Genomic DNA, 12,703 nt, shown 5'->3' with positions numbered 1-12,703 from the left:
CTCTGAATATCATAGTTCAAAAGGACGGCAAAGATATAAAAATACCTGATCTCTCCAGATGAAACGGATATTCAATTTAACAGGTGCGGGGTGTATCTGCAAACCCAAAAATAAAATCATGAGGCTAATCGTGTCCAGAAGGTTACAGAAGCGGTTTTGCCTTTTGTATATCCGCATTTGCGTCCCAAAATTTGTAGTTTTGCTAACAGCGCCTTTTCCTGAACAGTACATCAATCCGTCAGCCCATGTCAGCGAAACTCTTTTCTGAATTTTCCCCTTCGGACAAAAGCGCCTGGGAAAAGCTGGTGGCAAAGGAGATGAAAAGCGGCAGTCCGTCCTGGGAAATAGCGCCGGGCGTGCATTTCAAGCCGTATGTAACAGCCGAAGAGCTCGACTGGAAGGCGGTAGAAGCAATTCAGCAGGCGCAGCGCAAAACGGTGGGCTGGATCAATGTCAATGCCGGGCCCATCACGCCGCCACGCCCGCTCCAGATCCGGCTCGAAGGCAGTGATCCGGTAGCACAGCTGGTATCGGCATTGGTCTCTTTCTTTAATGGGTATTCCAAAAACAGCGTAGCGCCGGTGCCCGCATGGGATCAGATTACATTCTCGGTTCCGATCGGTCCGCATTATCTGACTGAAATCGCGAAACTGAGAGCGCTGCGATACCTTTTGAGCAAAATAGCGAAGGCATTGGCATGGCCGGAAGCGGAAAGTACCCCCTTCATTCACGCTGAAACCCCCATTGAATACAAGGAAGACAAACCGGATCACGCCAATCTGGTACGGGCCACGGCCGAGGCGATGAGCGCCATTATCGGCGGGTGCGATGCACTCACGGTGCTTCCGTTTGATCAGTCGGATAAGGTATTGGCTCAGCGATTGGCCACAAACGTGTCCTACATTCTCGAACATGAAAGCCATTTCGCGCAAGTGGCTGATCCGGCGGCAGGCGCGTTTGCGCTGGAAGATATGACCTTGAAGCTGGCTGCCGCAGCGTGGAAGCGTTTTGTGGAAGGTTTGGGGAGTGACATTTTCAGCGAAATTTCAGGTGAAAACGAAAATACAGCGCCGCAAATCGTCCAGCCAGCCCATTTCCATACCGCCGAAGGCATTTCGCTCAAAAGCCGGTTCACTAAAAATGATATTGCCGAGGCTGGCCACATTGCATTTGGTGCAGGCACTCCCCCATATCTCCGCGGTCCGTATGCAAGCATGTATCTCGAACGCCCGTGGACGATCCGGCAATATGCAGGCTTCTCCACCGCAGCCGAATCCAATGCATTCTACCGCCGCAACCTCGCCGCCGGGCAAAAAGGGCTGTCCGTCGCATTCGACCTTGCGACGCACCGCGGCTACGATTCCGATCATGCGCGCGTGACGGGCGACGTGGGTAAAGCGGGCGTAGCGATCGACACGGTGGAAGATATGAAAACACTGTTCGACCAGATCCCGCTCGACCGGATGTCGGTGTCGATGACGATGAACGGCGCCGTGATCCCCGTCATGGCCTTTTTTATCGTCGCTGCCGACGAGCAAGGAGTAACTCCCGACCTATTGACGGGAACGATCCAGAACGACATTCTGAAAGAATTTATGGTGCGGAACACCTACATTTATCCGCCCGCGCCATCCATGCGCATCGTAGGCGACATTTTCGCCTTTGCCTCACAGCACATGCCACGCTTTAACTCGATCAGCATCAGCGGCTATCACATGCACGAGGCGGGCGCGCCGGCGCATATTGAGCTCGCCTACACACTCGCGGACGGGCTCGAATACATCCGCACGGGACTCGCCGCCGGCATTCCGATCGACGATTTCGCCCCGAGGCTGTCGTTTTTCTGGGGAATCGGGATGAACCACTTTATGGAGATCGCGAAAATGCGGGCCGGGCGCATGCTTTGGGCTAAAATCGTGAAGCAATTCAACCCGCAGAACGAGAAGTCGCTGATGCTCCGCACGCATTGCCAAACGAGCGGTTACAGCCTCACCGAGCAGGAGCCGTTCAATAACATTGCCCGCACGACCATCGAAGCCCTGGCGGCCGTCATGGGCCACACGCAATCGCTGCACACCAATTCTTTCGACGAGGCCATTGCATTACCCACCGACTTTTCCGCCCGCATTGCCCGCGAAACGCAGCTCTTTATCCAAAACGAAACGGATCTTTGCAAGGCCGTCGATCCGTGGGGAGGTTCGTATTATGTCGAATACCTGACCGCACAACTTGCCGAAAAGGCTTGGGCGCTCATCGAGGAAGTGGAGGCATTGGGCGGCATGACCAAAGCCATCGAAACCGGCCTTCCCAAAATGCGCATCGAGGAAGCCGCCGCCCGCAAGCAGGCACGGATCGATTCGGGTAAGGAGGTGATTGTAGGCATAAATCGTTACCAGACTACTGACAAACAGCACTTTGAAATACTACAAATTGATAATGAGGCGGTAAGGAATGCGCAAATCGCCCGGCTCAAAGCCGTCCGCCAAAGCCGAAATGAGTCGGAAGTAAGCCAGGCCCTCGACCGCATTACTGAGGCATGCCGGCAGTCCGGCGGACGCGATATGCATACAAATCTGCTTGCATTAGCCGTGGACGCGGCGCGGAAAAGAACTACATTAGGAGAAATTTCAATGGCGATGGAAAAGGAATTCGGGCGATACCAGTCGGGCATCAGGGCAGTTTCGGGCGTGTACCGGACCGAAGTTTCGGACGACGAAAACTTCCGGCGGGCCCGGGAAATGTCCGATGACTTTGCCAGGCTGGAAGGCCGCAGGCCACGGATTATCGTTGCAAAAATGGGCCAGGACGGTCACGACCGGGGTGCAAAAGTAATCGCCACCAGCTTCGCCGACCTCGGTTTCGATGTCGACATTGCCCCGCTTTTTCAGACGCCCCGCGAAGTGGCGATGCAGGCGATCGAAAACGACGTGCATGTGATCGGCGCATCGAGCCTGGCAGCAGGACATAAAACGCTCATTCCCGAACTGATCGGCGAATTGAAGAAGCTGGGCAGAGGTGATATGATGGTCATCGCAGGCGGAGTGATCCCCGAGCAGGATTATCCGTTTCTTTATGAGGCAGGTGTAAAAGGAATTTTCGGCCCCGGAACCGTGATTTCAGTGGCCGCACAGGAGATTCTGGCCAAACTGATGCAGGAAAATTAGTTTACCCCCGCAAAAACCAGCGAAGTACAATTCCCGCCAAAACCGAACGAGTTGGAGAGCACGTAGTTCAGTTTATAATCCCCTTTCCATTCAGAAACCGGCGCGTGATCGGCACCTTTGATCGGCTCATTCACATTCAAACCCGGGAACAATTCCGAATGCACAATGCCGAGAATGCTGTAAATGGCCTCCACCGCACCTGCGGCGCCCAACGTGTGGCCCGTATATGACTTGGTAGAACTGTAAGGCGGCATTTTGCCGAACAACTCTCCCATCCCGAAAAACTCGACCTGGTCGTTGTTCTGCGTGCCCGTGCCGTGCGCATTCACATAACCGATCTCCGAAGGTTTAATTCCCGCCGAACGAATGGCCTCCTGCATGCAGCGGATCGCGCCCACGGCTTCATCCGACATGGCAGAAGGGTGATGCGCGTCGTTTGCATTACCGTAACCGGCTATTTCGGCATACACTTTCCTACCCGCGGCCAGTTCTTCCGCTTCCAGCACCAGGTAGGCAGCTCCCTCGCCGAGGTTCAGGCCGTCGCGATGGACGTCGAACGGCTTGCAGGGCTCCGAAGAGAGGATTTTTAATGCATTAAAACCATTCACCGTGTACTTGGCAAGGCTATCGACCCCGCCCACGATCGCCCGCTTCACCCTCCCCGACCGGATCAGCCGCGCGCCGAGCATAATGGCGTTCGCCGACGATGAGCAGGCGGTGTTGATGGTATCCGTAAAACCTTTGATGTGGTAACGTTGGATCAATTTCAGGGTGTGCGCCGAGCAACCATAGGCTTCGAGGTATTCGGAGCCTTGCGAGCGGCGGTTGGCATCTTCGTAAAGCTGGTCAGTGAGGCACATGCCCCCCACCGTGCTGGCGGAAATGAGGGCGGTATCGAGCGACGAAAGCTGGCCCTTGCTCAGTCCGGCGTCGGCAATGGCTTCGCAGAATGCCTTATCGGCGAGCAGGCAGGTACGGGTGTAACCGCTGGATTGTTCGAGATTCTGTGCCGTTTTCAGCTCCTCGTTGCTCAGCTTCACTTCACCGAACGGTAATTGAGAAGCATACAACGATTCAAAATATGACACACTTCCAATGCCCGAACGCCCGCTCCGCAAGCTCTCATGATTCTCCGCTACATTGTTGCCAATGGCCGAAATCATGCCCATACCTGTCACCAACACCCGTCCCATCGAAATTTATGCAGCTTTTGTATTGGCGAGAATGTACTCGGCCATGTGGTTCACATCGACGAGGATTTTACGTCCTTCCGCCGGATTGTTGATTTTAATACCATATTCTCTTTCGAGCAGTACCACGAGTTCGAGCGAGTCGATGGAATCGAGGCCGAGGTCGCCTCCGAAAAGTGGTTCGTCGTCCTTGATGTCGGCAGGGTTAATGTCGAGCAGGTTCAGGTATTGTACAATTTGCCCTTTCAGAATGGGCTTCAAGCTTTCTATGTCCATATTGATTTGTTAATCTCTTCTAGTAATAACCGGTTACACGGGGCCGACCGGTCGAGGGTGCACGACGAGCGTATCAAACTTAAATAATTCTTTCCAACCGCAACTTAAAATATGTGGCCAATTGACAAAACACGATGAAAATGCCCAGAAAAGCGAACACCATGCGCAAATCCTGCCAGCTGCCGCCTTTGAGGAAAAGCACGTAAAAACCGTCGAGGCACCAATGAAGCGGCGAAAAGTTGCTGAAAAACTGCATAAAACCCGGCATCACGAACGTAGGCACCAGAATGCCGCCTATCGCGCCGAATATGATGATCGAAATGGCCCCGAAACCATTGGCCTGCTGTTCGGTTTTGGCAAATGCGCCGATCATTAAAGCATAACTTACGGCGGCCATACTGCTGATGAAAATCACGGCAATGGTGGCGATGATGTTGTCGGGCACGGTGAGTTTGGGCAGGCCCAGTTTGGGTAAAATCCAGACGCCCATCGAGAACGTGGCTGCTACCTGCAAGGCCGCTACCACCACGTAAATGGCCATTTTACTAAACATCACGACCATGAATGTGGTCGGCATGGTTTTCAACCGGAGAAAACTTCCGTTAATACGCTCCTTGACAATGTTGCTCCCAAGCGACACGACCATGAAAAACATGGCGAAAATCGTCCAGGCGGGCACATTATGCTGCGTGGAATTGGGAATGGCCGTGGAATTGTTGTTGCTCGCCACGATCTGGTCGATCCCCACGCGGTTGGAAATCATCCTGTCTTTGAGCTTTTCGGACCGTTCGGGAATGTCCATATTGGCATACATCCGGTCGATCATCAGCGAATTTTCGATCACGCTCATGTACGACTGGATCACGCTCATGATCGAATAGCTGTAATTTTCCTGTAAAACAGGGTCGTTGTAAAAGGCAAGCCGCGGCATGGAAAACTTTTCGCGGGCGGTAGTATCGTGCTCCAAACCGAGGTCGTCCATCAGAATGCCGCTCACATCTTCCGCATTGCTTTCAAGCCCTGCCGAAAACGTGGCTGGAATGTACAATGCAATCATTTTTCCTCTCGCCAACAGCTCCGCTTTCAATGCTTCCTGCTTGATAGCATCCTGCGAATCGATTTTAAAAAGCCCCGATTTTTTGAGCAAATTCACGAGCTTCCGGCCTTCCTGGCCCTTGTCCTGGTTCACGACGAGCAGCGGAATCTGGTTCTCATTCACCATTTTATAAGCGCTGTCCTGGATAATGGTAATGATGAACACCAGCAGCAGCGGCATTACGAACATCAAAGCAAGCCCCACTTTATCATTGATAAGCAGCAGCAGCTCTTTGCGTAATGATGAAAATAATTTAAACATAAGCTTAATCGCGGTACTCTTCGCCGGTCAGGTTGATGAACAATGTTTGCAGATTGGGCACCGCGTGCACGGTTTTCAAATGCTCCAAACCGCCTGCTGCAATAACCTTTCCATGGTCGATCAGCGCGATGTTTCTGCAAAACTCCTCGGCTTCCGACATGTGGTGCGAAGTGTAAATTATGGTGGTCCCGGCGCGGTTGATCTGCTGTAAATAGCGGATGATCGCATTGCGGCTTTGGACATCCACGCCAACCGTTGGCTCATCCAGAAAAAGAATATCCGGTTCATGGATAATGCCGATCGCCAGGTTCACGCGGCGCTTCATCCCGCCCGAAAATGTGCCTACCTTTTTGTCGCCAGCTTTTTCGAGGCCAAGGACTTCCAGTAAATGCTCGCGGCGCTCGCGCAGTTTCGTTTTGGAAAGATTATACATCGCCCCAAAGTAATCGAGGTTTTGCCGGGGCGTCAGTTCCTGGTAAAATGCATATTCCTGGGGTACAAAACCGATGCGGCTCTTGCGCTCTGCATTGGAATAAGGCGTGCCGTTTTGATAGAACTGCACCTCGCCCGAGGAAACGGGGATAATGCCGCAGAGAATGGAGATTAACGTCGTCTTACCCGCGCCATTCGGGCCTAGTAACCCGAACACGTCGCCCTGCAAAATGTCCAGCGACACGTCGGAAAGGCTGTCCTCCTGCGCGGACTGATAGCGCTTATACACGTCCCTGATTTCAATGCACACCTGACCCGCCATATCCATCCGCACTTATTTACCCAGTTTCAGGCTGGAAAGTTTCTGAAATGCCTCCTTTTCAACGAGCCGGATTTCCAGCATCATATCGGCAATTTCTTCAAAATCTTTCTGTTCGGTAAGGCGGCCTTTGTACACGCCGGCCATTTTAATGGCGCTCGCACGCCACATGTCGCCGGCTTTGGTGAAGTCCTCCGAAACGTTCGACACGCGGTCGTCCTGCAAATAGGCCGCTGCTTCTTCCAGGAATGCACCGTATAAAAAGCGGAAGCCCCCTCCACCCGTGCCGATCTCTTCCTGCATCCGCACGATCTGGCCCAGATACAGGCTGGCCTTGCGCAAGCCCAGCTTGTCGCGCCATTTGCGGACGTGGTTGGAGGTGTGCCGGATGCCGTTCACTCCCGCAAAATTGCCGGGAATGCTGAGCATATCGCGCACATTGCGGCGAATGCCCGATACAATCCCCTTGCGGATCATGTCCTGGGTAATCGGTTTTATTTTTTCGGGGAAATAAATATGTCCTCTCGGCGCAAGCGGGCCTTGCGCGAACCGCACGCGGGAAAGTTCTTCTTTGGAAAGCGAGGTCACGTCTTCCATCACCGGGTCGCTGATCTGGTAGCGGCCATTCTCCTCTCCGAATACGATGAGATTATGCGCGTTGAAATGGAAGCGGTATTCTTTGGGAAAATAAGTGAGGTGAAAAACCCCCACCTGGCAGCCTACCGGCACACCTTCCTTTACCTTTTGATCCAGAAAGGCCTCCGCAGCAGCCGGGTTAGAGAATTTCTTGCGGGTTACCTCCACGCCGAGCGATTTGCACGTGCGTTTGAAGATCGCGCCGGGCATTGTGCGGAAGGAAATTGCCGGACCGTTATTGACCGTCAGAAAGGGTATTTGTATATAAAATAAGCCAGAACCCATGCCGAATGCCAGCGGCTCGGTCATGAAATCGAGGCCGTGGTAACGCAGCAATGCAGTGGTTACGCCGTTTTCGCAATGGGCGGTTTGTACGTGATGGAACTCATCCGTCTGACTGTCAATGTTCACTGGATCAACCTTTAAAATTTGTCAATTCGCTCACGGTAATGTCGAAAGCCCTGGCGTATTTTTCCAGTTTCCGCTCGCTGAGCCCTTTAAAAACGGATGGTTTGAAATGTCGTTTGATAAAAAACGGGAAGATCCCCGTGTAGCCCGACAGGACCGACAAATCCATCAGGCGAAGTTCCATAAAATAGTATACCGGGCTTTTTTCCCCATTCGCAACCGCCTTGCGCGCCTCTTCCACCCGCTCGTTGACATCCTCCCAGGCACTGTCGAGCGCCTGCTTTTTCACGTCCCAGCCTTCGCTCAGTGCGGTTTCGTACTTGCCGTCGTCATTTTTGACATAGCAAACTTCCCGGGTAAATTTGGCGAGCGCGCCGGGATCTTGCGGAAGGTCTTCCTTTTTCATTGTTATGGGCAGCTTATGATGGTTACTATTGGGAACATCAGGGCTTTCGCCCGATCAGCACACGGTGAGCATGCAGAACATGTACGAGAACCGTGAGCTCTCGGGAACCGCCAGCAATATTTTCTCACCCTTTTTCAAAGCCCCGCTGTTGAATACCTCTTCGAGCATCATGTAAATGGACGCCGCGCCGACGTTGCCTTTCGTAACGAGGTTGGTGTACCACTTCTCTTTGGGCACCGGCATGCCGTTTTCCCGGAAAAACTCGTCGATTTTGCTTTCAAAGAAATAGCTCGACAAATGCGGCAGGAAATAGCTCACATCGTCCATTGTTATTCCTTTTTTGGCCATGATATCTTTGAGCTTGGCGAAACCCAATTTAACAATTTTTTCACCTAAAAGCTTCACATCCTGCTTGATACTCAGCACGGAACGCTCCTTGATCTCCTCGGCCGTGTAATCTTTGTAGCTTTTGAGCGTGCCGTCTTCGAGCTTGTCGGCGCCCATGTACATGCACGCTTCCACCTCGTTGGCATACGAGCAGCCTTCGATCCAGTCTATTTTCAAGGAAATGCCTTGGGTATTCGGGGCCGATTCAACTAGGAATGCACCGGCGCCGTCGGAAAGCATCCAACGGAGAAAGTCTTTTTCAAACGCCAGGTAAGGATTTTTTTCCAGGCGGGTGAGCTGCTGGATCTCGTCCTCGAACTGATCCGAGCGCAACACGGTCGACAGCCGTTCGGAAGCGCAGGCCACCGCTTTATCCTTCTCACCAAGCTTTACGGACATGTAGGCATATTTAAATGCGTGCATTCCCGCGCAACACACACCCGAGGGCGACACTACTTCTATCGACGCGGCTTCGGGCAGGTGACCATGCACCATCGAGCCGTGCGAGGGCATCAGCTGGTCGGGGCTGGACGTGGCGCAGCTCAGCAGATCCATTTCGCCAATTTCCGCCGGGTTATCCCGGAACAGGTTCCTGACAGCGAGCGCAGCCATTTCCGCGTTGGTGTGCGTGGGCGTGCCATCTTTACGCAATGCATAATAACGGTTTTTAATGCCGTTATTGCGCAGTACAATGGCTTTTGATTTGGATGGTTTTCCGTTGATGTATCCTAAATATTCTTCCATTTCCTCGTTGGAAACGGACTCATTCGGTAAAAACTTGGCAATCCTGGTAATATATGCTTCTGACATTATGATTTGGTTTCTACACCACAAAAGTATTCTTTTTTCTTCTTAATCGCATTGGCGGCAAACGGCGCGATCAGCAACCGGTAGGCCGTTACCAGCACGGGCGCCACCATAAACAGGGCCACCAGCAGGTAGTATTTGAAAAACCCGACGAGCCGCTTGCGCTTTTCGGGTGTGGTACCTTTCGTTTTAATGAGATTGGCCCAGATCCTGAACAGCTTTTTCGCCCTTCCTTCGATGAATAGGATGTCCGTTGGTATGGTAATGAGGCCTGTGGCCATGATTTCTTTCTGCAAACCGGCATAATTCCGGTTGTCGTAGGCCTGTTTAACGATTGCCCCGAAACGCGAGGCGCTCCGGATGTCCTCGTCGCTCACGCCCGGCTTCGGGAAAATGCCCCATTTCTTGTCTTTGCGGCCTGTAAGCATCCAATGCAGAATGGTTACGGCACTGACGAGGTTGGAAACGCGGTCCATCAACGGAATATTGCCTACCAGCTTGCCACCCGCCTCGGCGATCAGCTTTTTGATGCTTTCCTGCGAATTGAGCCACATATTCCGTCCGCCGATAACAGTCATGATCGGCGTCCCGCCACTTGCCACGCGTTTAAATGCCTCGTTTTTTAACAGGGAAGTGACAGGCAGCGACGGCGATAAAAACCACGGCTGGTAACCGAGCACGATCAGGTCGTATTTCTCCGCGCCGAAATGCAGCGGTCGGAGCTCGATCACATCTTCCTGCACGCATTCGGGCATTTTATCGAAAAACTCGTCGCTCGTCCAGGGGAACACGAAGGGTTTCGCCGGAAAAATCTCTAATCGCTCTACTGTTTCAGGATCAAACGGTTTCAGAAACTGGTCGATAATCTCATTTAACTGTCCTGATTGCGAGTAGTTTACAACTAAAATATTCTTCATTGAGCAGCAAAATCCTATTAATGCATTCCTATTTGAGATCCGATTCTTTCAAAACCTTCGAATCTTTCGCATAACCGGCGATAACGTTTTTCAAATCCGCATCCAGCCTGGCGTAGCCGGAAACGACGGCCTGTTTATCGGCATCTATTTCCTTATTGTATTTCAAAATTCCCGGCGCATGTTCCTGGATCGTCAGTCGCAGGAAGCGGAACTCGGTGTTGCCGGGGTTGCTTTTGATCTCGTCTTCGAGCAGGTGCGCGCCCCTTTTAAACGTTTTCACTTTGCCTCCTACCCCTTTCACAAAACCGGCCTTCTTCATCGTCAATGCGCCTTTGTAGGCGTTCATCTTCGAGGTCGATTTTTCGCCTTCGAGTTTCGAAAGCATCTGGTCGATCGAGTCTTCTTCACCGCTCGACAATGCTTCGTAAAAAGTCCCCTTGTCTACCTGCGCCTGGGCCGAAACGGCCGCTCCGAGCAGAAGTGCCAGGCAAACCGCCATTAAACGCTTCATAATTATCAAAATTTACGTAACCAGAATGTAAACAGATCAGGCATTATGCCTTTTTCCTGCATTCCAGAATCGTATGATAACTGTCGCCAATCAATGGATAAGTTTCAACTACTTCAAACCCAGCCTGGCATACCAGTTCCTTCATCACACCGATCCTGTACATTTTGCTGTTGCCGTTGGCCATAATTGTAAAATACAAAGATGTAGCCACCAGGCTATAATGTGCAGCAGGATAATTCTGGTTATCAAAAAATGGTTCCAGAATGTACAAAGTGGTGTTTTCGGTAGCGGCCTGATGGGCGTTTTCAAGTATGGCAACGATCTGTTCTTTCGAGAAACAATCCAAAAACTGGCTCATCCAGATCACATCGGCACCTTGCGGAATTTTCTGCGTTGTATCGAGCAGGTCGATCGCGTGGAAATCAATCCGGTCGAGCAGGCCTCTTTCGGTGGCGTTGGCACGGGCTACATTGAGCTGCACCGGCAGATCGAGTATTTTAATCCTCACATCCGGATCATGGTCACAGCACGCGAACGACCATTTACCGGTATTTCCGCCCACGTCGAAGATCAGTTTCGGTTTTTTCGAAAACACGATTTTCAGCGCGTCGGGGAATGCATTGTCGGAATAATAATGGTCAAATTCGAACCATGAAGTTTTGGCGGGCTCGGGCAGGATGGAGAGGCCTTCGTAGATCGTCGGCCAGTTGCCAAGTTCTTTCAGGCCTTCGGGCTTCCCGTTCACGATGCTTTCGGTCATGTGGCTCGCGCCGAGGTAGCACACGTCTTTCATGAAATTCATGTTCACGCGCGTCATTTCGTCCTTCAAGAGGAAAAAACCGATCTTGCTGATCCGGACAACGTCATTTTCTATTTCCACCACGCCGAGAATTTCCGCCGCTTCCAGCAATAGGGTCACGCCGTATTCCGAGACATTCACATTTTCGATGATCCTGGCAATGCTCACTCCCTTGCGGTTTTCGCTGATATATTGCAAAATACCGAGGTCCCTGAGTGCCACCACCGACTGAAAGTACATCGGGCCGAACGCGATCTTCTGTGCTTCATACTTGGCTTCGATAGCCGACAATTCTTTTTTCATTGTACGCTTTTATTGTTCCCTGTTTGTTCGGAAGAGGGTATCATCCGGTCCTTGTATCTTCTTCTGTATTTCGCTTTTTTCAAATCTTCTTCATGCCAGACAATGAACTTGCCCATAGTGCCCCGGAAGCGTTTGAAAAACCCTTCCCTATCCGACAGTTTCACAAAACCTTCTTTCACGACGGCATTGCTATGATCGGCTTTCGGCTCGTACACGTTGAGCGTTTTCACCGTGTCGATCACCGTGGGCAGCAGGCCAATGGGAAGCTCGTACTTTTTGATAAACTTCTTCATGTAGCTGGTCTGGATCGGGTCGGTGGAAAGCGCAATTTTCTTAAAGCCCCGCTCTTTTGCAAGCCGGTAGGAATAATATACGTTTTCAGTACTGTGCTGGGCTTTTTCTTCGGTAAACAAATGCTCGCGCGGGATGCCCAGCGCCTCGGCATAGTTAGCCATCACGCGGCTTTCAATGTACGGAGTAGCCACAGCGCCGCCCGAAAAGATGACGTTTTTGGTATAACCTTTCGAATAGAGATAATAGGCCCAGTGAATGCGAAGCTGGTGCACCATGTCCCACTTTTCACCATTGTAGGGAAAGCCGGGAACGATAATCGCGTCGTATGGCGCTTCTTTGGCACCTTTTGTAAAAGCCTTCGCCGCCGAACGGTAGAGCATTTTGCCGCAGCCCGAAAAAAGCAGACACAGCAGCAACAGGAAAAACGAATTGGCTATACGCACGATGATGATCAGCGGGTTTTAAACAGCAAGCTGTGAAACGTTCACCAAACTCAG

The 12,703-nt window shown here is 51.9% G+C and carries 12 protein-coding genes; 1 reads left to right on the top strand and 11 read right to left on the bottom strand.

Annotated features, from left to right (window positions below):
• Positions 1 to 245: 245 nt before the first annotated feature.
• Entirely contained in the window at positions 246 to 3,164 is a 2,919-nt protein-coding gene (gene scpA, locus DFER_RS28960) for a methylmalonyl-CoA mutase (protein WP_015815232.1), read from the top strand.
• Here scpA and DFER_RS28955 read toward each other — a convergent pair.
• The 11 genes from DFER_RS28955 to DFER_RS28905 all read right to left on the bottom strand — a co-directional run bounded on the left by DFER_RS28955 (position 3,161) and on the right by DFER_RS28905 (position 12,649).
• Entirely contained in the window at positions 3,161 to 4,357 is a 1,197-nt protein-coding gene (locus DFER_RS28955; protein ID WP_015815231.1) for a beta-ketoacyl-[acyl-carrier-protein] synthase family protein, read from the bottom strand. The two genes, scpA and DFER_RS28955, sit on opposite strands and share 4 nt — an antisense overlap.
• 6 nt (positions 4,358 to 4,363) lie before the next feature.
• Positions 4,364 to 4,630 carry a phosphopantetheine-binding protein gene (locus DFER_RS28950; RefSeq protein WP_015815230.1) on the bottom strand — a complete coding sequence of 89 codons (267 nt, stop codon included), beginning with the start codon at positions 4,628 to 4,630 and terminating at the stop codon, positions 4,364 to 4,366.
• A gap of 79 nt (positions 4,631 to 4,709) precedes the next feature.
• Positions 4,710 to 5,987, bottom strand: coding sequence for an ABC transporter permease (locus DFER_RS28945; RefSeq protein WP_015815229.1), 1,278 nt, complete (start codon positions 5,985 to 5,987; stop codon positions 4,710 to 4,712).
• A gap of 4 nt (positions 5,988 to 5,991) precedes the next feature.
• Positions 5,992 to 6,747, bottom strand: coding sequence for an ABC transporter ATP-binding protein (locus DFER_RS28940; protein ID WP_015815228.1), 756 nt, complete (start codon positions 6,745 to 6,747; stop codon positions 5,992 to 5,994).
• A 6-nt stretch (positions 6,748 to 6,753) separates the two neighbouring features.
• Positions 6,754 to 7,785 (bottom strand): BtrH-related acyltransferase DarH, encoded by a 1,032-nt coding sequence (gene darH, locus DFER_RS28935; RefSeq protein WP_015815227.1) that lies wholly within the window; start codon positions 7,783 to 7,785, stop codon positions 6,754 to 6,756.
• A 4-nt stretch (positions 7,786 to 7,789) separates the two neighbouring features.
• Complete coding sequence (gene DarG, locus DFER_RS28930) at positions 7,790 to 8,188, bottom strand: flexirubin biosynthesis protein DarG (protein WP_015815226.1); 399 nt, start codon at positions 8,186 to 8,188, stop codon at positions 7,790 to 7,792.
• Between the two features lie 54 nt (positions 8,189 to 8,242).
• Positions 8,243 to 9,385, bottom strand: coding sequence for a dialkylresorcinol biosynthesis protein DarB (gene darB, locus DFER_RS28925; RefSeq protein WP_015815225.1), 1,143 nt, complete (start codon positions 9,383 to 9,385; stop codon positions 8,243 to 8,245).
• Positions 9,385 to 10,299 (bottom strand): hypothetical protein, encoded by a 915-nt coding sequence (locus DFER_RS28920; protein WP_015815224.1) that lies wholly within the window; start codon positions 10,297 to 10,299, stop codon positions 9,385 to 9,387. Before DFER_RS28920 ends, darB begins: the two co-directional genes overlap by 1 nt.
• A gap of 28 nt (positions 10,300 to 10,327) precedes the next feature.
• Complete coding sequence (locus DFER_RS28915) at positions 10,328 to 10,810, bottom strand: hypothetical protein (RefSeq protein WP_015815223.1); 483 nt, start codon at positions 10,808 to 10,810, stop codon at positions 10,328 to 10,330.
• 43 nt (positions 10,811 to 10,853) lie between these two features.
• A complete protein-coding gene (locus DFER_RS28910) occupies positions 10,854 to 11,912 on the bottom strand; it encodes a methyltransferase (protein WP_015815222.1) in 1,059 nt (352 codons plus the stop codon).
• Positions 11,909 to 12,649: a YdcF family protein gene (locus tag DFER_RS28905; protein ID WP_041735665.1), complete on the bottom strand. Its 741-nt coding sequence runs from the start codon at positions 12,647 to 12,649 to the stop codon at positions 11,909 to 11,911. The genes DFER_RS28910 and DFER_RS28905 overlap by 4 nt, the downstream gene beginning before the upstream one ends.
• Between the last annotated feature and the right edge of the window lie 54 nt (positions 12,650 to 12,703).

The sequence above is a fragment of the Dyadobacter fermentans DSM 18053 genome, assembly GCF_000023125.1.
Lineage (GTDB): Bacteria > Bacteroidota > Bacteroidia > Cytophagales > Spirosomataceae > Dyadobacter > Dyadobacter fermentans.
Note: the sequence above shows the minus strand (reverse complement) of the source record. Positions and strands in the feature narration are given on the sequence as shown.

Excerpts from the sequence above, each read along its gene's own strand:
- scpA (WP_015815232.1), top strand. The coding sequence starts at position 246 with ATGTCAGCGAAACTCTTTTCTGAATTTTCCCCTTCGGACAAAAGCGCC.
- DFER_RS28955 (WP_015815231.1), bottom strand. The coding sequence starts at position 4,357 with ATGGGACGGGTGTTGGTGACAGGTATGGGCATGATTTCGGCCATTGGC.
- DFER_RS28950 (WP_015815230.1), bottom strand. The coding sequence starts at position 4,630 with ATGGACATAGAAAGCTTGAAGCCCATTCTGAAAGGGCAAATTGTACAA.
- DFER_RS28945 (WP_015815229.1), bottom strand. The coding sequence starts at position 5,987 with ATGTTTAAATTATTTTCATCATTACGCAAAGAGCTGCTGCTGCTTATC.
- DFER_RS28940 (WP_015815228.1), bottom strand. The coding sequence starts at position 6,747 with ATGGATATGGCGGGTCAGGTGTGCATTGAAATCAGGGACGTGTATAAG.
- DarG (WP_015815226.1), bottom strand. The coding sequence starts at position 8,188 with ATGAAAAAGGAAGACCTTCCGCAAGATCCCGGCGCGCTCGCCAAATTT.
- darB (WP_015815225.1), bottom strand. The coding sequence starts at position 9,385 with ATGTCAGAAGCATATATTACCAGGATTGCCAAGTTTTTACCGAATGAG.
- DFER_RS28920 (WP_015815224.1), bottom strand. The coding sequence starts at position 10,299 with ATGAAGAATATTTTAGTTGTAAACTACTCGCAATCAGGACAGTTAAAT.
- DFER_RS28915 (WP_015815223.1), bottom strand. The coding sequence starts at position 10,810 with ATGAAGCGTTTAATGGCGGTTTGCCTGGCACTTCTGCTCGGAGCGGCC.
- DFER_RS28910 (WP_015815222.1), bottom strand. The coding sequence starts at position 11,912 with ATGAAAAAAGAATTGTCGGCTATCGAAGCCAAGTATGAAGCACAGAAG.